Origin of the sequence: Rathayibacter sp. AY2B7 (assembly GCF_002931635.1) — a bacterium.
In the GTDB taxonomy this organism is placed as follows: Bacteria; Actinomycetota; Actinomycetes; order Actinomycetales; family Microbacteriaceae; genus Rathayibacter.
On sequence record NZ_PSUC01000035.1, the window covers coordinates 1 to 20708 of the forward strand.

A 20708-nucleotide genomic window follows, 5' to 3' on the forward strand; every position below is an offset into this window, starting at 1 on the left:
GTGGAACATGGGGAGCACCGCGTAGACCACGCAGTCGCCGCGGCGGACCGTCGGCACCCAGGCGCGCGACTGGGCGGCGTTCGCCGTCATCCAGTACACGAGCGGGACGACCGGCACGCCCAAGGGCGCCGAGCCCCTGGATCCGCAGCTACGCGCCCGGCGTGCCGACGGAGCTCGAGCTCCCGACCGGCTCGCTCGTCGACATCGTCACCGAGTCGGCCGAGCGCTATCCCCACCAGGTCGCGCTCGAGTTCTTCGGCCGTTCGACCAGCTACTCCCAGCTCGCCGACGAGGTGGAGCGGGCCGCCGAGGGCCTCCGCCGCCTGGGCGTCCGCGCGGGCGATCCGGTCGCCCTCGTCCTCCCGAACTGCCCGCAGCACGTCGTCGCCTTCTACGCCGTCCTCCGGCTCGGCGCCGTGGTGGTCGAGCACAACCCGCTCTACACCCCGCGCGAGCTGCGCCACCAGTTCGAGGACCACGGCGCTCGTGTCGCGATCGCCTGGAACCGCGTCGTGCCGACGGTGCAGGACCTCCCGGCCGACCTCGGCGTCGAGACCGTCGTCGCCGTCGACCTCACCCGCGCGATGCCCGCCTCCATGCGCGCAGCCCTCCGCCTGCCGCTGAAGAAGGCCCGGGAGTCGCGCGCCGCGCTGACCGGGCCGGTCCGCGGCGCGATCGAGTGGGAGTCGCTGCTGAGGCGACGGATCGACCCGGCGCACCCGCGCCCGGTCGCGGAGGACCTCGCCGTCATCCAGTACACGAGCGGGACGACCGGCACGCCCAAGGGCGCCGAGCTGACCCACGCGAACCTGACGGCGAACGCCGCCCAGTCGCGCGCCTGGGTGCCGACGGTCCGCCGCGGCGACTGCGTGGTCTACGCGGTGCTCCCCATGTTCCACGCCTACGGGCTGACGCTCTGCCTCACCTTCGCGATGAGCATGGGCGCGCGCCTGGTGCTGTTCCCGAAGTTCGACCCGGAGCTGGTGCTGAAGGTCGTCAAGAAGCACCCCGCCACCTTCCTCCCGGCCGTTCCGCCGATCGCGGAGCGCCTGGCGCGCAGCGCGCAGCAGCGGGGCGTCTCCCTCCGCGGCATCGAGATCGCCATCTCGGGTGCGATGCCGCTCGACCCGGCGCTGGTCGACTCGTTCGAGGCACTGACCGGAGGCACGCTCGTCGAGGGCTACGGCCTCTCGGAGACCTCTCCGGTCCTGATGGCCAACCCGGTCGGTCCGACGCGACGCGCCGGGACGGTCGGGCTCCCGCTGCCCGGCACCGACGTGCGGATCGTCGACCCCGAGGATCCCGACACGGAGGTGGCGACCGGCGAGCAGGGCGAGCTGGTCGTGCGCGGTCCGCAGGTGTTCCGGGGCTACCACCGCAAGCCCGACGAGACGGCGGCGACCTTCACCGGTGACGGCTGGTTCCGCACCGGCGACATCGCGATGATCGACGAGGACGGCTTCGTGCGCATCGTCGACCGGATCAAGGAGCTCGTGATCACGGGCGGCTTCAACGTCTCGCCGTCCGAGGTGGAGGAGGTGCTGCTCCGCCTGCCCGAGATCAAGGAGGTGGCGGTGGTCGGCCTGCCCGATCCGCGCAGCGGCGAGTCCGTGGCGGCGGCGGTCGTCCTGGAGCCGGGCGCGCAACTCGACGTCGCAGCCGCCCGCAAGGCCGTCCGGGAGGCGCTGACCCCCTACAAGGTGCCCAAGCGGATCACCGTCGTCGACGAGCTGCCGCGGAGCATGATCGGCAAGGTCCTCCGCCGCCAGGTGAAGGCCATGCTGACCGACGAGGACTAGCCCGGAACGAGCGAGGGCCCCGACCACTGTCCGTGATCGGGGGCCCTCTGCTACGAGGCTAGAAGCCGAAGTCGCCGCCTCCGAAGTCGCCGCCCCCGCCGAAGTCGCCTCCGCCACCGAAGTCGCCGCCGCCGGAGTCGCCCCAGCCGCCGCCGTCTCCGGCGTCCGCACCGGAGGCGTCCGCACCTCCCGCATCCGCTCCGCCGTCGGCCGAGGCGTCTCCCCCGCCGTCACCGCCGGCGTAGTCGCCTCCCGCGTCGGGGAGGAACGCGCCCGCGATGGCCGAGCCGATCGCGAACCCGGCGATCGTGCCGAGCATCGAGGAGGCGAGGACGCCGCCGAAGCCCATGCCTCCGCCGCCGGAGAAGCGCCGCTCCATGAATCCGGGCTGGCGCAGCTCGCTCCGCGTGGCGGACTGGGCGAGCGTGCGGGGGTCGTCGTCCTTCGGCGCGTCGCCGACAGGGGCCCCCTCGCTGAGCTCTCGGAAGACCTGCTGGCGTTGCTCCGGGGTCAGCTGCTCGAAGGCCTCGCGGTGCACCTGCTCGATCGCCTCGGGCGGCGCGGTGCGGAGGAGGTAGCGGTAGCGCTCGATGGCACGCTCATCGTCGGTGCGCGGAGACGTCGCCGGAGGGGAGCCGTACTCGGGCCTGCGGTCCGCGGCCTGCGGCGGCGCGTACGTCGAGCGGCGTGCGCTCTCGGGCTGCTCGTCGCGGCCCAGCAGTCGGTCCAGGAATCCCATGATCTCCTCCTCGGCGCCCGACGGACGCACACCGCCACCGTAGGCCTCTCACCGCTCCGGGTGCTGAGCGTTCTCTCAGAGGCTGCTCGGAGCGGAGGCCTCGGTCACTTCTGCTTCGGGATGACCACCCACATCACGAGGTAGGCGATGATCTGCGGCCCCGGGAGGAGGCACGAGAGCACGAACAGGAGACGCACCACGAAGGGGCTCCAGCCGAATCGGCGGGCGAGACCGGCACAGACGCCGGCGATGATCCTGCCCCGACGGGGGCGCACGAGAGTAGCCATGACTCCACTCTGGCGCAGGGCGCCTGAGCGGGGCATCCGGGAAACCCCCTAGGTCTGCGCGGGAGTCCCGTCGAGCTCCTCGGGCCGGAACGCTCCGACCGAGCGGGCGAAGGCGGCGGCGCGCTCGGCGTCGGCCTCCGGCCAGACCACGTGGAAGCGCTCGAAGACCACGTCGCCGATGCCGCCCGGTGAGACGCGGGCGAAGTAGCGGCGGTGGCCGTCGAGCCAGGAGGCGCGCGTGCGGTCCCCCTCGCCCTCGGCCCAGGCGAACGCGTCGTCGACGGAGTCGAGCGGACCGGTCCGCACGTCGTCCGTCACGAGGACGACACGCGCCGCTCCCGCGCCGTCGCAGACGATCCAGTGGTCGCCCGCGACGGGCGCCCCCTCCTCCGCGAGGGACGCCGTGGCCGTCTTCACTCCGCGCCGCACGAGACCCAGCAGCTCGTCGGCCATCGCCGTGCTGTCGCCGAACGCCTCGACCGGCGGGAGCGCCTCGTCGACTCCCGGATGCGCGGTGCGGTACTCCGCCCAGAGGAGCGCCGCCGAGGCGGCGTCGGTGTCGGCGAGGGCCGTGCGCCCCGGCGCGACGGGCACGAGCGCCACGATGTTCGCCCCAGCCAGAGAGGCGGGATCGTCGGGGTGGTTGTCGGGCGTGGTGACCGTGTCGAAGGGCCAGTGCTGCTGGAGCCAGCGGCGCGCGTAGGCGTCGAGCTCCTCCTCGAGCCGCGAGCCCCGGACGGCGGGGACGACCCACCAGGAGGCCTCGGCGGAGTCGCCGCCGCCGGGCCGGACGCTCAGAGCGCCCAGCGCCTCGGTGCGGTCCGGGCCGACGAGCAGGAACGCGTGCGCTCTGCCCGCACGCGACTCCTCCTCGAGGCGCAGGAGACCGCGCACGTCGTCGCCGAGGGACGCCGACGGCAGGGCGGCCGGATCGTCCCCGCGGAGGAGAGCCGCGAGCCACGGTCTCTGCTCGCCGATCACCGCGTGCAGGAGGTCCGCGTCGCTGGAGACGAGAGGACGCAGGAGGGCGCCCGCCGGCAGCTCGAGCCGCGTGGGAAGGGGCGCGTCGCCGGTTCCACCGCTCATGACCGCACCTCCCCGCGCACCGGCTCAGCCGGCCGCGCGCTCCAGGACGAGCTCGCGGACGCGGGCGGCGTCGGCCTGCCCCTTCATGGCCTTCATCACGGCACCGATCACGGCACCGGCGGCCTGCACCTTGCCGTCGCGGATCTTCGCGAGCACGTCGGGCTGCGAGGCCAGTGCCGCGTCGATCGCCTCGATGAGCGCTCCGTCGTCCGAGACGACCGCGAGTCCACGGGTGTCGACGACCTCCTGCGGGGTGCCCTCTCCGGCGATGACGCCCTGGAGGACCTCCCGGGCGAGGCGGTCGGTCAGCGTGCCGCTCTCGATCAGACCGGCGAGCTCGGCGACCTGGGCCGGGGTGACCAGGGAGGCCGGGTCCTCGCCCGCCGCGTTCGCGAGGCGCGCGATCTCCCCGGTCCACCACTTGCGGGCCGCCTGCGGAGCGGCTCCCGCGGAGACGGTCTCGGTGATCTCGACCAGCAGGCCGCTGTTGGCGACGTCCTGGAACTCGAGGTCGGTGAAGCCCCACTCCTGCTTGAGGCGGCGACGGCGGTCGGCAGGCTTCTCGGGGAGCGCGGCGCGCAGCTCCTCGATCAACTCCGGGCTCGGCACGACCGGGAGCAGGTCGGGCTCCGGGAAGTAGCGGTAGTCGTCGGCGTCGCTCTTGGGCCGGCCCGCGGAGGTGCGGCCGGTGTCCTCGTGCCAGTGGCGCGTCTCCTGCGTGATCGTGCCGCCCGCGGCGAGGATCGCCGCCTGGCGCTGGATCTCGTAGCGGACGGCGCGCTCGACCGAGCGGAGCGAGTTGACGTTCTTGGTCTCGGTGCGGGTGCCGAGCTTCTCCTGGCCGATCGGGCGGAGCGAGACGTTCGCGTCGCAGCGCAGGTTGCCGCGCTCCATCTTGGCGTCCGAGATGCCGAGCGCCAGCACGATGTCGCGGATCGTCGCGACGTAGGCCTTCGCGTACTCAGGCGCGCTCTTCCCCGCGCCGTAGATGGGCTTCGTGACGATCTCGACGAGCGGGACCCCCGCGCGGTTGTAGTCCACGAGCGAGTACTCGGCGCCCTGGATGCGGCCGGTGGCGCCGCCGACGTGCGTGAGCTTGCCGGCGTCCTCCTCCATGTGCGCGCGCTCGATCGGGATCTGCACGAGCGAGCCGTCGGCCAACTCGATCTCGACCGAGCCCTCGAAGGCGATCGGCTCGTCGAACTGCGAGATCTGGTAGTTCTTCGCCAGATCCGGATAGAAGTAGTTCTTGCGCGCGAAGCGGCTGGACGGGGCGATCGAGCAGCCCAGGGCGAGGCCGAGGCTGATCGAGTAGCGGACGGCCTGCTCGTTCACGACCGGCAGCGAGCCCGGGAGGCCGAGGTCGACCGGGGTCACGTTCGTGTTGGGCTCGGACCCGAACTCGTTCGGCGCGTCCGAGAACATCTTGGTCTTCGTGTTGAGCTCGACGTGCACCTCGAAGCCGAGCACCGGCTCGAAGGTCTCGAAGACCTCGTCGTAGTCCATCAGCTCGGGAGCGGACGTGTGCGCGGAGGCCATCAGACGGCACCTTCCTCGGTCGCGGAGAGCACGGAGTGGGTCAGGTCGGGGGCCTGCGCGAGGAGCGGGCGGCCCCACTTCTCCTCGAGCAGCGCCTCGAGCGCGGCGCCCACGGTGTAGAGGCGCACGTCCTCCCGGGCGGGAGCGAGGAACTGGATGCCGACGGGCAGCCCGTCCTCGTCGGCGAGGCCGGCGGGGACGGAGATGCCGGGGATGCCTGCCAGGTTCGCCGGGATGGTCGCGACGTCGCCGCGGTACATCGCCAGCGGGTCGTCGAGCTTCTCGCCGAGGCGGTAGGCGGTCGTCGGCGCTGTCGGCGAGGCGATCACGTCGACGTCCGCGAAGGCCGCGTCGAAGTCCCGCTGCACCAGGGTCCGGACCTTCTGCGCGCTGCCGTAGTAGGCGTCGTAGTAGCCGGCTGAGAGGGCGTAGGTGCCGAGGATGATCCGGCGCTTGACCTCGGGGCCGAAGCCCTGCTCGCGGGTCGCGGACATGACCTGCTCGACCGTGCCGCCGCCCTCCGGCGTGACGCGGAGGCCGAACCGGACCGAGTCGAACTTGGCGAGGTTGCTGGAGGCCTCCGCGGGGAGGATCAGGTAGTAGGCGGCGACCGCGTGCTCGACGCTCGGGAGGCTCACCTCGACGACCTCGGCTCCGGCGCCCTGCAGGATCTCGAGCGCCTCGTGGAAGCGCGCCAGCACGCCGGGCTGGAAGCCCTCACCGCCGTCGAGCTCCTTGACCACGCCGATCCGGAGGCCCGTCACGTCGGCGCGGCGCACCGCGTCGGCGAAGGAGGGCCAGGAGTCGCGCAGCGAGGTCGAGTCGCGCGGGTCGTGGCCCGCGATGACGTCGTGCAGCAGGGCGGAGTCGAGGACCGTCCGGGAGACCGGGCCGATCTGGTCGAGGCTCGAGGCGAGCGCGATCGCTCCGTAGCGGGATACGCCGCCGTAGGTCGGCTTCACGCCGACGGTGCCGGTCACGTGCGCGGGCTGGCGGATCGATCCCCCGGTGTCCGAGCCGAGGGCCAGGGGCGCCTCGTAGCTCGCGACGGCCGCGGCGGATCCGCCGCCGGAGCCGCCGGGGATGCGGTCGAGGTCCCACGGGTTGTGGGTGGGGCCGTAGGCGCTGCGCTCGGTGGTCGAGCCCATCGCGAACTCGTCCATGTTGGTCTTGCCGATCGGGACCAGCCCGGCCTCGCGGACCTTGCGCATGACGGTCGCGTCGTAGGGCGGGCGCCAGCCCTCGAGGATGCGGGAACCGCTCGTGGTCGGCATGTCGTTCGTGACGATGACGTCCTTGACGGCGAGAGGCACTCCGGCGAGGGGGTGCAGCGACTCGCCGTCGGCGCGCCGGCGGTCGATGGCCTCGGCGGACGCGACCGCGCCCTCGCGCGCGACGTGGAGGAAGGCGTGGACCGCTCCGTCGACCGCGTCGATGCGCTCGAGGTGGGCGCGGGTGGCCTCGACCGAGGAGACCGAGCCGTCGGCCAGCTTCTCGGAGAGGGCGGACGCGCTGAGGCGGACGAGCTCGTCGCCGTGCGCGCTCACTGCTCCTCCCCCAGGATCGCGGAGACCTGGAAGCGGCTGCCGTCGTGCTCGGGCGCGCCGGAGAGCGCCTGCTCGAGCGTGAGGGTCTCGCCGACCACGTCGGGCCGGAAGACGTTCTCGAGCGGGATCGGGTGGCTGGTCGCCGGCACCTCGGGCGTGGCGACGGCCTGGACCGCGCGCACGGAGTCGACGATCTGGCCGAGCTCCCTGGTGAGGCTCCCGATCTCGTCGGAAGTGAGGTCGATCCTGGCCAGCTGGGCCAGATGGGCGACCGTGTCGGCCGTGATCTCGGACATGCGTCTCCGTCTGGTGGTTCGGGGGGATTTCCGGCCGCCAGTCTACTCGGCGCGCCCGCACCGCCTCCGCCCGCGCCGCCCGACCGTCAGGAGCCGCCGAAGAGGCTGGAGCCGTGCTTCAGGAGGGCGTTGTACGCCCCCTCGTAGGTGGTCGGCAGGTCCTCGCCGGGCTCGCCGTACCGGGCCAGCAGCAGGCCCATCAGGCCGACGGCGGGCGGGCTCAGCGGCTTGTCGCGGTTCACGTGCGCCGGATGCGCGGGCGCCGCCTCGGGGTTCGGGGGCAGGTACTGCGGCACCGTGGTCGGCCAGTCGCCGATCTGCCGCGGCTCGTCGAGGGTCAGCACCCCGAAGAGGTCGGGGGCGGAGGCGTCGCGAGCGGTCAGCGGCTCGAGGCCGTGCAGGGCGCTGAGGGTCCGGATCACGGCGCCGTGGTGAAGCTCGTCGTGCACGATCGTGCCGGCCCTCGTGTACGCCGAGACCGCGATCGCCGGCACGCGGCAGCCGAGCCGGTCGAAGGCGAAGCCCATCTCGCCCTCGCGGCCGTCGCCCGGCGGAGTCGCCGACGGCGGGGGGACGTGGTCGTAGAGGCCGCCGTGCTCGTCGAAGGTCGCCAGCAGGAGCGTGTTCACCGCGTTCGAGCCGGTCGTGCTCGCGCTCTCCCGGATCGCCGAGTACACCTGGTGCAGCAGCAGCTCGCCGGCGCGGACGTCGGACAGCGCGCTGTCGTAGACGGGCGTGCCGTCGACCTCGTCCTCGTGCAGGACGCCGGTCGGCGGGTGCATGTCGTTGTGGTCGAAGACGAGCCGCGGCTCGAGGAAGGCGTAGTCGGGCAGCTCGCCGTTCTCCACGTCGGCGTAGAAGCGGTCCATCGTCGAGAAGTGGGTCTTCCAGTACTTCTCGAGCACCGGCGCGTGCAGGAACCCGGTGTACGAGACCACCTGCAGCGCGTCGAAGTAGACGCGCCAGGTCCTCCCCGCCTCCTCGAGGCGGTTGAACACCGTCGGCGCGTCGGCCAGGTCGTCCGCGAGCCACTTCTCGTAGCCGCCGCCCTGCTTGTTGGTGACGAAGCCGTGCGAGGTCGACGCGTGCAGGAAGGACCGGTTGCAGAAGGTCTGGGAGGGGACGGCACAGAACCACTGGTCGAAGACGGCGAACTCGCGGGCGAGGGTGGAGAAGACGGGCAGCATCTCCGGCGAGAAGCCGCCCATGATCGTCCGCGCCTCCTCCGCCGTGGGATCCTGCCCCTTCTTCATCACCCTCAGGTGCTGGACGTAGTCCTCGAGGAAGCCGCTCATCGTCGGGGCGGAGGCGTCGGCGGGCGCGTTGAAGGGCGCGGTCATGGCGCCGACGGTGCGGCCGGCGTTCTCGGGCGGATCCACCGTGCCGAAGAGCTGAGTGTTGACGTGCGGGTACTCCTCGCCCGGGTCCGGGTCGGGCTGGCGCATCACGGAGTCGGTGGCGCCCTCGTAGACGTGCGTGCCGACGGTCAGTCCCCCGGCGCTGGTGTTCGTCCGCTCGTCGGGGAGGAGGCCCTCGAAGCTCTCGCCCGCGGGCAGGTCGTCCGGTTCGTAGAGGCGGCCGAGGACGTTGTCGAAGGAGCGGTTCTCGAACATGATCACGACGACGTGGTCGAATCCCGGCTCCGTGCGGGCGGGCAGTCGCGGCTCCTCCTCGCGGCGGGGGCCGGAGGCGACGGCCGCGCCGATCGCGCCGCCGGCGAGGGCTCCGGCTCCGACTCCGGCGGCGGCGGTGCCGGCCAGGAAGCGGCGGCGCGAGCGGGAGCGGGGAGCTCCGTCGTCGTGCTCCGAGGGAGTCCGCTCGCTGATCATCTCCGCCGCCTCTCCTGCGCCGCCTGCGCTTGCTCGGAGTGTAGCGACGCGCCCGGGACGGCGGCTCGAACGCGGGCGAGCAGTCCGGCCTCCGGCTCGGGGTCGACGTGCGCGCGGCGGGCCGCGTCGCGGAGGCGCCGCCCGACCGGCGCGGGCGGCGCGAACGCCGGCGCCGTGCGGGGCCAGCGCGCGAGGGACCGGTCGGGACCGCCGAGGAGTGCGGCCAGCTCTCGGACCTGCGGATCGACGAGGGCCCGGCGCCCGCCCGCCCGGGCGCGGACGAGCTGCGCGGGAGTCTCCGGACCGAGCGGCACGCCGATCCGTGCACCCGAGGGGACGGCCGAGGCGAGCACGAGCGCCGGCACCGTGCCGGGCCGCTCCGCGCTCCCCCGCGCGGTGACGAGGAGCAGCATCCGCCGCCCCGCCCGCTCCCCGTCGCGGACGGCGTCGAACACGACGTGCAGCAGCTGCTCCGCGAGGCGCGCATCGGCGGATCGATCGGTGCCGGCGGCTGCGGCGTCGGCGAAGTCGGCCGGATCGACGAGGGACCGCGGCTCGACCAGGACGAGCGGAGGCAGGGTGCCGGCTGCGGCCTCGGCGGCCAGCGCGTCGATGGGAAGGAGGCGCCCCCCGCGGGAGCCGGCGGCGCCCGGATCGCGGTGGGGCCACTCCGGATCGGCGAGGAGCGTGGTCGAGACGCCCTGCCGCTCGTCGACCGCGAGAGCCCAGCCGGTGCCGGTCTCCCGGGCCGCGCGCAGGGCCGCCGGCAGCGGATCGCGGCCGTCGGCGCGCCAGTGGTCGGCCCGGGCGAAGGCCGTGGCGAGGAGCGCGTGCACCGGCAGCATCTCGGGGGCGAAGCGCGCGCCCGGAGGATCGTCCGGGCCGGGCGCGGTCATCACGGCGTCCGTGCCGCCGGTGAACACCGGGCCGTCCGTGTCGTCGAGCGCGCCGAGGACCTGGTCGCGGCTGCGGCCGGCGAAGGAGAGCACGACCACGTGGTCGATCCGCCCGAGCACCTCGGCGGTCCGGCGCTCGGCGGTGGTGGGCCGAGCCGCGGCGTCGAGCGCGAGCGACGCTGCGTCGGCGAGGGAGCGGCGCAGGAACGCCCGCCGCTCCCCGCCGCCCGCGTCAGGCATCGGGCCCGGTCGGCTCCTCCGTGCTCGGGGCGGCCATGTCCGGGTCGGCGTCGATCTCCGGCACGGCGTCGTCCTCCGGCGAGGCGTCGGAGCGCGATGCGCCGGCGACGTCCCCGTCCGGACCGGCGGCGGCCTCCTCCGGAGCGTCGGCGGACGCCTCCTCCGGCAGCGCGATCGCGTCCGGTCCCTCCGTCACCAGGAGGTGGAACTCGGCCGCGGTGATGATCCGGAGCCCCAGGGCCTCGGCCTTGCCGAGCTTGCTGCCGGCGCCGGGACCGGCGGCGACGTAGTCGGTCTTCTTGGAGACGCTCGAGCCGGCCTTGCCGCCGGCCGCGAGGATGGCCTCCTGCGCCCCCTCGCGGGAGTACCCCTCGAGGCTGCCGGTCGCCACGACCGTGAGACCCGCGAGCACCCCGCCGGCGGCGTCCGCGGCACCGGGACCGGGGTGGCCGGGCGTGGCGAAGCGCACTCCGGCCGCGGCCCAACGGTCGACGATCTCGACGTGCCAGGCGACCTCGAACCAGGCGATTAGGGCGTCGGCGATGATCCCGCCCACCCCGTCGACCGCGGCGAGCTCGTCGCGGCTCGCCCCGCGGATCGCGTCGAGCGAGCCGAAGTAGCCCGCCAGCGCGCGCGCGGCGACCGGGCCGACGTGCCGGATGCTGAGCGAGACCAGCAGACGCCACAGCTCCTTAGTCTTCGCCCGCTCGATGTTCTCGATCAGCCGGAGGGCGTTGGTGGAGGGCACGGAGGCCGCGTCTCCCGCGAAGGCTCCCGCCTCCGGGTCGAAGGCGCCGTCCTTGGCGAGCTGCCGCTTGCGCTTGAAGGGCGTGACGACCTTCGGATCGCCCTTCGCGTCGAGCTTCTGCAGACCTGTCTCGGAGTCGCGGACGACGACCTCGATCGGGAAGAGATCGGCCACCGTGAGCTCGAACAGGCCGGCCTCGGTCCGCAGCGGCGGCTCGGCGGGCACCAGGGGCTGGGTCAGGGCGGCGGCGCTGACCTCGCCGAGCGCCTCGATGTCGAGCGCGCCGCGGCTGCCGATGTGCTCGACGCGTCCGCGGACCTGCGCGGGGCAGGACTCCGCGTTGGGGCAGCGCAGGTCGACGTCGCCCTCCTTGGCCGGAGCGAGCGTGGTGCCGCACTCGGGGCACTGCGTCGGCATCACAAATTCGCGCTCGGAGCCGTCGCGGAGCTCCACCACCGGGCCGAGCACCTCGGGGATGACGTCCCCGGCCTTCCGCAGCACGACCGTGTCGCCGATGAGCACGCCCTTGGCCTTGACCACGTCGGCGTTGTGCAGCGTGGCCTGGCGCACCTCGGACCCCGCGACCTTCACCTTGGTCATCTGGGCGAACGGCGTCGCGCGGCCGGTGCGCCCGACGCTCACGACGATGTCGAGGAGCTTCGTGTGCACCTCCTCGGGCGGGTACTTGTAGGCGATCGCCCAGCGCGGCGCCCGGCTGGTGGCGCCGAGCTCGTCGTGCAGCTCGAGCTCGTCCACCTTCACGACCACGCCGTCGATCTCGTGCTCGACCGAGTGCCGGTCGCGGCCGTAGCGCTCGACGAAGGCGAGCACCTCCTCCACCGAGGCCGAGACGCGGTTGTGGCCGCTCACCGGCAGTCCCCAGGAGAAGAGGAGCCCGTAGACCTCGGACTGGGTCGCGACCGGCGGGTCCGGCCAGGCGCCGATGCCGTGCACGTAGAGCGCGAGGGAGCCGACGCGCGCCTCGCCGGCGCGCAGGTCGAGACCCGACTTCTTGTCGAGCTGCTGGCGGAGGCCGCCGCTCGCCGCGTTCCGCGGGTTGGCGAAGGTCGGGAAGCGCCGCAGCGCGCTCGTGCGCGCCTTCTCCTCCTCGAAGACGCCGCGGGTGGCGGCCGGGCGGGTCGACCAGCGGGTCCGCGCCTCCTCGACCGCCTCGTCGCGCAGCGTCTCCTGGAGGGCGTTCAGCTCGGCGAAGGCGGCCACGGGGATGAAGACCTCGCCGCGGACCTCGACGAGTGCCGGGTGGCCCTCGCCGGAGAGGCGCTCGGGGATCCCCGCGACGCGGAGGGCGTTGACGGTGACGTCCTCGCCGGTGCGGCCGTCGCCTCGGGTCGCCGCCGTGACGAGGCGGCCGTTCTCGTAGTGGAGGGAGATCGCGAGCCCGTCGATCTTGAGCTCCGTGAGCCAGGCGACGGGGCGGTCGGCCGAGGCCACCGTCTTCTCGCACCACTCGCGCAGCTCCTCGGCCGAGAACACGTTGTCGAGGGAGAGCATCCGCTCGGCGTGATCGATCGGGGCGAGGCCCGCTCCGACGATCCCGCCGACGGTCCGCGTCGGCGAGTCCTCGGCGGCGAGCTCGGGGTGCTCGGCCTCGAGCTCGGCGAGCTCGCGCACCAGGGCGTCGTACTCGGCGTCGGACAGCGGCGAGGAGTCGGCCGCGTAGTAGTCGTCGCTCGCCGACCGGATCCGCGCCCGCAGCTCCTCGACGCGGGCGGCGGGCTCGACGGCGCTCACCGGAGCACCGCGGCGTCGGCCGCGACCGTGCGGTCGATCGTGCACTGGCCCAGCACGCGGGTGCCGAGGTAGACGACGGCCGTCTGGCCGGGGGCGACGCCGTCGAGCGGCGAGTCCGGAGTGATCACGAGCTCCACCCTGCCATCGACCTGCGACACCATCGCGGAGGCGGGGACCGGGTCGGCGTGCGCGCGGATCTGGACGTCGCAGCGGAAGGGCGCGTCCGCGTCCTCGGGAGCGGCGCCCGCCCAGGTGAACCGCTCGCCGGCGATCTCGCCGATGCGCAGAGCCTCGCGCGGACCGACCACGACCTCGTTGCTCACCGGCCGCACCTCCAGGACGAAGCGGGGCCGTCCGTCGGGCGCGGGGACGCCGAGGTGCAGGCCCCGGCGCTGGCCCACCGTGTACCCGTGGGCGCCCTCGTGGGAGCCGACCACCACGCCGTCCCGATCGACGACCGCTCCGGTCTCGGGGGCGACGCGCTCGGCGAGCCAGCCGCGGGTGTCGCCGTCGGGGATGAAGCAGATGTCGTAGCTGTCGGGCTTGCTCGCGACGCTGAGGCCCCGCTCCGCCGCCTCCGCGCGCACGATCGCCTTGGACGGCGTGGAGCCGAGCGGGAACATCGAGTGCCGCAGCTGCTGCTCCGTCAGCACGCCGAGGACGTAGGACTGGTCCTTCGCCTCGTCGCTCGCGCGGTGGAGCTCCGGGGAGCCGTCGGCGGCGGTGCGGAGGGAGGCGTAGTGGCCGGTGCAGACCGCGTCGAAGCCGAGGTCGAGAGCCTTCTCGAGCAGGGCGGCGAACTTGATCCGCTCGTTGCAGCGCATGCAGGGGTTCGGGGTGCGGCCCGCCGAGTACTCGGCGACGAAGTCGTCGACGACGTCCAGCTTGAACCGCTCGGAGAAGTCCCACACGTAGTACGGGATGCCGAGGACGTTCGCGGCGCGCTGCGCGTCCATCGAGTCCTCGATCGTGCAGCACCCCCGGCTGCCGGTGCGCAGCGTGCCGGGCATCCTGCTCAGGGCGAGATGCACGCCCACCACGTCGTGCCCCGCCTCCACCGCGCGGGCCGCGGCCACCGCCGAGTCCACTCCACCGCTCATCGCCGCCAGAACCTTCACCGTGCGAGTCTACGTTTCCCGCGGGCGCGGCCGGCAGGGGTTCAGGCGGGCAGCACCGCGCGGTTCGACAGTCCGGCTCGGGCGGCGCGGGCGTAGGCGCCGGGCAGCGCGGCCAGGAGGGCGTCGACGTCCGCGTCGGTCGAGGTGTGGCCGAGCGTCATCCGGAGCACTCCGCGGGCCTCGTCCTCGCTCCGGCCGAGCGCGAGGACCACGTGCGAGGGCTCAGGGATCCCCGCCGTGCAGGCGGACCCGGTCGAGACGGAGACGCCCGCGGTGTCGAGGAGGAAGAGGAGGGAGTCGCCCTGCGCACCGGGGAAGGCGAGGTGCGCGTTGTTGGCGACCCGGCGTCCGGAGTCGAGGGCGGGCCCGGTCAGGGTCGCCCCCGGCACGGCGGCGAGGACGCCCGCGACGAGCCGGTCGCGCAGGGCGGCAAGGCGCTGCGCCTCCGCCGACAGCTCGGCGTCCGCCTCGACCGCGGCGGCGGCGAAGGCCGCAGCGCCGGGCACGTCCTGGGTGCCGGAGCGGACGCCCCGCTGCTGTCCGCCTCCGTGCAGCACCGGGACCACGCGGGCGTCGCGGGCGAGCACGAGCGCACCGGTCGCGATCGGCCCGCCGACCTTGTGACCCGAGACGCTGACGGCGGCCAGTCCCGCGCCGCGCCCGGAGCCGGAGGCGCGGCGGATCTCGGCGATCCGCAGCGGCACGTGTCCGAGGGCGGCGACCGCGTCGACGTGGAGGGGGACGCCGGCGCGGGCGCACGCGGCCGCCAGCTCGGCGATCGGGTTGATCGTCCCGATCTCGTTGTTGACCCAGAGCACCGTGACCAGGGCGACCGATCCGGGGTCCTCCTCCAGCGCCGCGGCGAGCGCCTCCGGCCGCAGGGTGCCCTCGTCGTCGAGAGGCAGCCACTCGAGGACGGCGCCCTCGTGCTCGGCGAGCCAGGCGGCGGAGTCGAGCGTCGCGTGGTGCTCCCCCTCGGCGACCAGGACCCGGACGCGGGCCGGGTCCTCGCTCCGGCGCTGCCAGTAGAGGCCCTTGATCCCGAGGTTGACCGCCTCGGTGCCGCCGGCGGTGAGGATCACCTCGATCGGCTCGCAGTCGAGCACCCCGGCGAGCGCCGACCGGGCGTCCTCCAGCCGACGGCGCGCCTCCTGGCCGGAGCCGTGAACGGAGGAGGGGTTGCCGCCGTGGGCGGACGCCTCCGCGAACGCGGCGAGCGCCGAGGCGCGCAGCGGGGTGGTCGCGGCGTGGTCGAGGTAGATCACAGCAGCCCTTCGTCCCGCGTCGGGGGCACGGAGGGAGCCGGTGCCCGTCACTACTGTAAGTCGCATGACCTCTCACGATCCCCTGGCCCGGCTCGGCGTGACCGTGGACGATCAGGGCGGTGAGCTTCGGGTCTGGTCCGAGAGCGCGAGCGCCGTCGATCTGCTGCTGTACGACGAGAAGGATCCGACCTGGGTGACCCGCACGGTCCCGCTGGCGCGCGACGACGCCGCGGTCTGGTCCGCGCGCTCCGATCTGCTGGCCCCCGGCCGCCGCTACGCCCTGCGCGTCGACGGGCCGACGGGCCCCCGACACCGGTTCGACCCCCGCCGGGCACTGCTGGAGCCGTACTCCCGCGGCCTGCACCGGGTGGCGGAGAACGAGTGGCGCTCCGTCGTCGTGGACGACACGTTCGACTGGGGCTCCTCCTCCCGGCCCGGCACCCCGATGGACCGCACCGTGATCTACGAGGCGCATGTGAAGGGGCTGACCCGGCTGAACCCGGCGCTGCCCGTGGAGCTGCGCGGCACCTACGCCGGCCTGGCGCACGAGTCGACGGTCTCGGCGCTGCTCGATCTGGGCGTGACGGCGGTCGAGCTGCTGCCCGTGCACGCGTTCGTGTCGGAGCAGCGCCTGCTGCGGCAGGGGCTGACCAACTACTGGGGCTACAACACGCTGAACTTCTTCGCCCCGCACGCCGCGTACGCCTCCTCCACCGCGCAGCGCGGCGGACCGACCGCGGTGCTCCGCGAGTTCAAGGGGATGGTGAAGCTCCTGCACGAGGCCGGCCTCGAGGTGATCCTGGACGTGGTCTACAACCACACCGCCGAGGAGGGGCCGGGCGGGCCGATGTCGAGCCTGCGCGGGATCGACGACGCCGGCTGGTACCGCCAGACGCCCGAGGGCCACTACGTGGACGTCACCGGCTGCGGGAACACGATCGACTTCGGCCGGCCCGCGGCGCAGCGCCTCGCGCTGGACTCGATGCGCTACTGGTCGGGCGAGGTCGGGATCGACGGCTTCCGGCTCGACCTGGCCGCGACCCTCGGCCGCGACGAGATCGCGCACTTCCGGAGCGACCACCCGCTGCTGCGGGCCGCGGTCGAGGATCCGGCGCTGGCCGGCGTGAAGATGATCGCCGAGCCCTGGGACGTGGGAATGGGCGGCTGGCAGACGGGGAACTTCCCGGCCGGGTGGTCGGAGTGGAACGACCGCTACCGCGACCGCGCCCGCAACTTCTGGCTCTCGGACATCGACTACGCCCGCCGCGCCGGCACGGCCCCCGTCGGCATCGGCGGCTTCGCGACCCGGCTCTCGGGCTCCTCCAACACCTTCTCGGCGGAGCGGGGCCCCCTCGCGTCGGTCAACTTCGTCACCGCGCACGACGGCTTCACGCTGGCGGACCTGGTCTCGTACAACGTCAAGCACAACATCGGCAACGGCGAGTCGAACCGCGACGGAGCCGACACCAACCGCTCCTTCAACCACGGCTTCGAGGGCCCCACCACCGACGAGCGGATCACGCTGGCGCGGCGCAAGGCGATGCGGAACCTCCTCGGCACCCTGCTGCTGTCGGCCGGCGTGCCGATGATCACGGCGGGCGACGAGACCGGTCGCAGCCAGCGCGGCAACAACAACGCCTACTGCCAGGACTCGGACCTGACCTGGGTGCGCTGGGAGGGCCTGGCCGACTGGCAGCTCGCGCTTCGCGCGCACACGCGCACCCTGCTGCGCCTGCGGCGCGAGCACCCGGCGCTGCGTCCCTCCCGCTACGGCAGCGGCGACGCGAGCGAGCCGGGCGCCACGACCATGACGTGGTTCGACGCCCACGGGCGCGGGATGAGCGAGCACGACTGGACCTCCGCCGCCAACCGGACGCTGCAGTACCTCGCGGCCTCGACGCCGGTCGAGGGCGAGCCGGACCGCGTCCTGCTGGTGGTGCACGGCGTCGAGCAGGACACCACGGTCGTGCTCGCCGAGGGCGAGGGGGTCACCGGCTACACGCGCCTGTGGAACAGCGAGGAGCCGGAGCCGCTGGAGCACGGCGAGTCGTTCGAGCCGGGGCAGGTCATCCGCGTGGCCGGCACCTCGATGCAGCTCTTCGCCGCGCACGGGCCGGCGGCAGAGCAGGCCGACTGATGGCGAGGAGCGGGCCGGGGACCCCGGCGACCGTCGCGCTGACGGCGGCGGGCGTCCCCTTCACTCCCCGCCAGTACCGGCACGACCCGGCCACGACGCGCTACGGGCTCGAGGCGGCCGAGGCGCTCGGCGTCGAGCCGGAGCGCGTGTTCAAGACCCTGATGGTCGATGTGGACGGCGAGCTCGTGGTGGGCGTCGTGCCCGTCACCGGCTCGCTCGGGCTGAAGGAGCTCGCGGCCGCGGTCGGAGGCAGGCGGGCGGCGATGGCCGACCCCGCGCTGGCCCAGCGCCGGACCGGCTACGTGCTCGGCGGCATCTCGCCGCTCGGGCAGAGGACGCGGCACCGCACCGTGATCGACGAGACCGTCGAGCTCCACGACACGGTGCTCGTGTCGGGCGGGCGCCGGGGCTTCGACATCGAGCTCGCCCCCGCCGACCTCGTCGCCGCGACGGCCGCCCTCCTCGCCGACATCGCGCGCTGACCCCTGCTCCCCCGCCGTCCTCCTCCGGGCGCCGTCCTCCTCCCGCGAGACCCCGTCCCGGTCCGCGAGGCGCCGAGGAAGGCGCACCGGAGCGGCATCTCGCGGAGAGGGACCGGGCGGGGTCAGCCGGCGGCGGCGGCCAGGCCCAGCTCGGCGGAGCGGGCCAGGAGGGGGTGCCGCGGCACGACGCGGACGGTGTAGCCGAAGGAGCCGCTGCGGTCGAGGGTGACCACTCCGGCGTAGGGCACGCGCCCGACCGCGTCGGCCGGCACCACGGCACCCGACTCCTCGACCACCTCGAGCTCGTGGTGGCGGACCTCGGTGAGCGAGCCGTCAGCGGACGTCGTCCCGTACACGACCTCGACCGAGACGTCCGCCGGCGAGAGCTCCCCCAGGCGCACGCCCGCCCGCACGGCGAGCCGGTCCCCGCGCTGGGGCACCGCGTCGATCCCGCCGGACTCGACGGACGCGACCGCGACCCCGGGCCAGCCGGCGCGGACCCGCCGCTTCCAGCTCGCCAGCTCCTTGGCCGGCTCGAAGTGGTCGGCGGCGACCGCGCGCCCTGCCTCGGCGGCCGGCGAGTAGAGCGCCTCGACGTACTGGCGCACCATCCGCTCGGCGGAGAGCTCGGGCGAGAGGGTCGCGAGGGTGTGCCGGATCGAGCGCACCCACCGCCGGGGCACGCCGTCGTGGTCACGCTCGTAATAGCGCGGCACGACCTCGGTCTCGAGCAGCTCGTAGAGCGCCTCGGCCTCGAGCGTGTCGCGGGCCTCCGGGTCGAGCGCGCGGTCGGAGGAGGGGATCGCCCAGCCGTTCTCGCCGTCGAAGTACTCGTTCCACCAGCCGTCGAGGATCGAGAGGTTGAGCGAGCCGTTGAGCGCCGCCTTCATCCCCGAGGTGCCGCACGCCTCGAGCGGGCGCAGCGGATTGTTGAGCCAGACGTCGGTGCCCGGGTAGAGCAGCTGCGCCATCGCGATGTCGTAGTCCGGCAGGAAGACGATCCTGCGGCGCACGTCCGGCTCCTGCGCGAAGCGGACGAGCCGCTGGATCAGGCGCTTCCCCTCCTCGTCGGCCGGGTGGGACTTGCCCGCGATGACGATCTGGATCGGGTGCTGCGGGTGGGTGAGCAGCGCCCGCAGACGCTCGGGGTCGTGGAGCATCAGGGTCAGCCGCTTGTAGGTCGGCACCCGCCGTGCGAAGCCGATGGTGAGCACGTCCGGGTCCAGCAGCTCGTCGAGCCAGGCCGGCGGGAGGCCGCCCGGGTTCTGCTCGCGCCAGGAGCGGGCGGCCCGGCGGCGGGCGTCCCGCACCAGCTGCTCCCGCATGGCCCGGCGCGCGGCCCACAGCTCGGTGTCGCCGAGCGCACCCGAGGCCCAGTCGGCCCGCGTCGTGTCGTCGGTGCCGAGCCGCTCCTCCGCGAGCCGCCGGAGGATCGGATCGGTCCAGGTGGCCGCGTGGACGCCGTTCGTCACCGAGCCGATCGGCACCTCCGCCGTCTCGAAGCCGGGCCAGAGGCTCGAGAACATCGATCGGCTGACCTCGCCGTGCAGCGTCGAGACGCCGTTGGAGCGCTGCGCGAGCCGCAGGCCCATGTACGCCATGTTGAACGCCGTCCCGGAGTCCCCCGGCTCGGCGCCCAGCGCGAGCACGTCCTCGACCTGCACGCCCGGGAGCAGCTCCGTGGAGAAGTACTCCTCGATCATCCCGCGGTCGAAGCGGTCGATGCCCGCCGGCACCGGAGTGTGCGTGGTGAAGACCGTGCTCGCCCGCACCACTTGGAGAGCCTGGTCGAAGTCCAGGCCCGCGCCGATCAGGCCGGAGATGCGCTCGAGCCCCTGGAAGCCGGCGTGCCCCTCGTTGGTGTGGAACACCTCCGGGAGGACGCCGCCCGAGACCTCGGCCCAGAGCTCGAGCGCGCGGACCCCGCCGATGCCCAGCAGCAGCTCCTGCAGCAGGCGGTGCTCGCCCCCGCCGCCGTAGAGGCGGTCGGTGACGGAACGGAGCGAGTCCTCGTTCTCGGGGATGTCGGTGTCGAGCAGGAGGAGGGTCACCCGGCCGACCTCCGCGCGCCAGACCCGGGCGTAGAGCGCGCGTCCCTCGGGGAGCGCCAGCACGATGCGGGCGGGCGAGCCGTCGGCGAGACGGACGACGCGCAGCGGCAGCCCGTCCGGATCGAGCGAGGGGTAGGACTCGAGCTGCCATCCGTCGGCGGAGAGCTTCTGCGAGAAGTAGCCCGACCGGTAGAAGAGGCCCACGCCGGTGAGCGGCACGCCCAGGTCCGAGGAGGCCTTCAGGTGGTCGCCGGCGAGGATGCCGAGTCCGCCGGAGTACTGGGGCAGCGCCGCCGCGATCCCGAACTCCGGCGAGAAGTAGGCGATCGAGCGCGGGGCGGACTCCGGCAGCGACTGGTACCACCGCGGCTCGGTGCGGTAGCGCTCTAGCTCGTCGCGGAGGCGCCACGCCTCGTCGACGAAGCCCTGGTCCCCCGCCAGCTCGGCGAGGCGCTCGGGACTCACCGCTCCGAGCAGGGCGGTGGGGTCCGCTCCCCCGCTCCGCCACAGCTCCGGATCGACCCGCTCGAACAAGCGCCGGGCGGGCTCGTGCCAGGCCCAGCGCAGATTGCCCGCCAGATCGCCCAGAGCCGAGAGCTCGGGCGGGAGGACGGAGCGGACGATGAAGCGGCGGATCGCCTTCACGGCACCCCTCGACTCTCTGCGGACCCCGGAGCGCCCGGTCGCGGAGCACCGGGGCGGTCGCGCTCGGTCACCCTAGCGGACCCCGGCCACCGCGGATCGGCGGGACGCGGACCCGCCTCGACGCGCCGGCGCGCGCTCCCCGGGCTCGTTTGCACAGGCCCGAGCGCGGGCGCAAGCGTCGTGTGCGAGCCGCCGCCGGTCGCTACTGTCGTGACGTGGCTCAGATACCTTTCGGCAAGGCTCAGAACGGCA

The 20708-nt window shown here is 73.9% G+C and carries 15 protein-coding genes; 3 read left to right on the top strand and 12 right to left on the bottom strand.

The annotated features are described in order from the left end of the window. The coding region (locus C5C27_RS07970) for a long-chain-fatty-acid--CoA ligase (RefSeq protein ID WP_374955277.1) at positions 1-1799 on the top strand (1799 nt) is incomplete at its 5' end. A gap of 58 nt (positions 1800-1857) precedes the next feature. Here the strand turns inward: C5C27_RS07970 and C5C27_RS07975 are convergent. The 11 genes from C5C27_RS07975 to C5C27_RS08025 all read right to left on the bottom strand — a co-directional run bounded on the left by C5C27_RS07975 (position 1858) and on the right by C5C27_RS08025 (position 15207). Beyond that, positions 1858-2538 (bottom strand): hypothetical protein, encoded by a 681-nt coding sequence (locus C5C27_RS07975; RefSeq protein WP_104232676.1) that lies wholly within the window; start codon positions 2536-2538, stop codon positions 1858-1860. 104 nt (positions 2539-2642) lie between these two features. Next, positions 2643-2825 carry a PspC domain-containing protein gene (locus C5C27_RS07980; protein ID WP_104223873.1) on the bottom strand — a complete coding sequence of 61 codons (183 nt, stop codon included), beginning with the start codon at positions 2823-2825 and terminating at the stop codon, positions 2643-2645. 48 nt (positions 2826-2873) lie between these two features. Further along, positions 2874-3911, bottom strand: a complete 1038-nt coding sequence (locus C5C27_RS07985; RefSeq protein WP_104314072.1) for an ASCH domain-containing protein — start codon at positions 3909-3911, stop codon at positions 2874-2876. Between the two features lie 24 nt (positions 3912-3935). After that, the gene (gene gatB, locus C5C27_RS07990; protein WP_104239401.1) at positions 3936-5450 is read right to left on the bottom strand and encodes an Asp-tRNA(Asn)/Glu-tRNA(Gln) amidotransferase subunit GatB; all 1515 of its coding nucleotides are present in this window, start codon (positions 5448-5450) and stop codon (positions 3936-3938) included. Further along, entirely contained in the window at positions 5450-6997 is a 1548-nt protein-coding gene (gatA, locus tag C5C27_RS07995; RefSeq protein WP_104247609.1) for an Asp-tRNA(Asn)/Glu-tRNA(Gln) amidotransferase subunit GatA, read from the bottom strand. Before gatA ends, gatB begins: the two co-directional genes overlap by 1 nt. After that, the gene (gene gatC / locus C5C27_RS08000; RefSeq protein ID WP_104226848.1) at positions 6994-7293 is read right to left on the bottom strand and encodes an Asp-tRNA(Asn)/Glu-tRNA(Gln) amidotransferase subunit GatC; all 300 of its coding nucleotides are present in this window, start codon (positions 7291-7293) and stop codon (positions 6994-6996) included. Before gatC ends, gatA begins: the two co-directional genes overlap by 4 nt. An 86-nt stretch (positions 7294-7379) precedes the next feature. Continuing rightward, positions 7380-9122 carry an alkaline phosphatase family protein gene (locus tag C5C27_RS08005; protein WP_104314073.1) on the bottom strand — a complete coding sequence of 581 codons (1743 nt, stop codon included), beginning with the start codon at positions 9120-9122 and terminating at the stop codon, positions 7380-7382. Beyond that, positions 9119-10258: a hypothetical protein gene (locus tag C5C27_RS08010; protein ID WP_104314074.1), complete on the bottom strand. Its 1140-nt coding sequence runs from the start codon at positions 10256-10258 to the stop codon at positions 9119-9121. The genes C5C27_RS08005 and C5C27_RS08010 overlap by 4 nt, the downstream gene beginning before the upstream one ends. After that, on the bottom strand, positions 10251-12758 hold the full coding sequence (gene ligA / locus C5C27_RS08015) for an NAD-dependent DNA ligase LigA (RefSeq protein WP_104314075.1): 2508 nt from the start codon (positions 12756-12758) through the stop codon (positions 10251-10253). The genes C5C27_RS08010 and ligA overlap by 8 nt, the downstream gene beginning before the upstream one ends. Next, positions 12755-13876, bottom strand: coding sequence for a tRNA 2-thiouridine(34) synthase MnmA (mnmA, locus tag C5C27_RS08020; RefSeq protein ID WP_181133477.1), 1122 nt, complete (start codon positions 13874-13876; stop codon positions 12755-12757). The genes ligA and mnmA overlap by 4 nt, the downstream gene beginning before the upstream one ends. A 41-nt stretch (positions 13877-13917) precedes the next feature. Then, complete coding sequence (locus C5C27_RS08025; protein ID WP_104239405.1) at positions 13918-15207, bottom strand: cysteine desulfurase family protein; 1290 nt, start codon at positions 15205-15207, stop codon at positions 13918-13920. Here C5C27_RS08025 and glgX point away from each other — a divergent pair. Both glgX and ybaK read left to right on the top strand, forming a co-directional pair. Beyond that, positions 15206-17278 (top strand): glycogen debranching protein GlgX, encoded by a 2073-nt coding sequence (gene glgX, locus C5C27_RS08030; protein WP_104314077.1) that lies wholly within the window; start codon positions 15206-15208, stop codon positions 17276-17278. The two genes, C5C27_RS08025 and glgX, sit on opposite strands and share 2 nt — an antisense overlap. After that, positions 17278-17760 (top strand): Cys-tRNA(Pro) deacylase, encoded by a 483-nt coding sequence (ybaK, locus tag C5C27_RS08035; protein ID WP_104251245.1) that lies wholly within the window; start codon positions 17278-17280, stop codon positions 17758-17760. The genes glgX and ybaK overlap by 1 nt, the downstream gene beginning before the upstream one ends. 122 nt (positions 17761-17882) lie before the next feature. Here the strand turns inward: ybaK and glgP are convergent, their stop codons facing one another. Continuing rightward, positions 17883-20456: an alpha-glucan family phosphorylase gene (glgP, locus tag C5C27_RS08040; protein ID WP_104314078.1), complete on the bottom strand. Its 2574-nt coding sequence runs from the start codon at positions 20454-20456 to the stop codon at positions 17883-17885. Between the last annotated feature and the right edge of the window lie 252 nt (positions 20457-20708).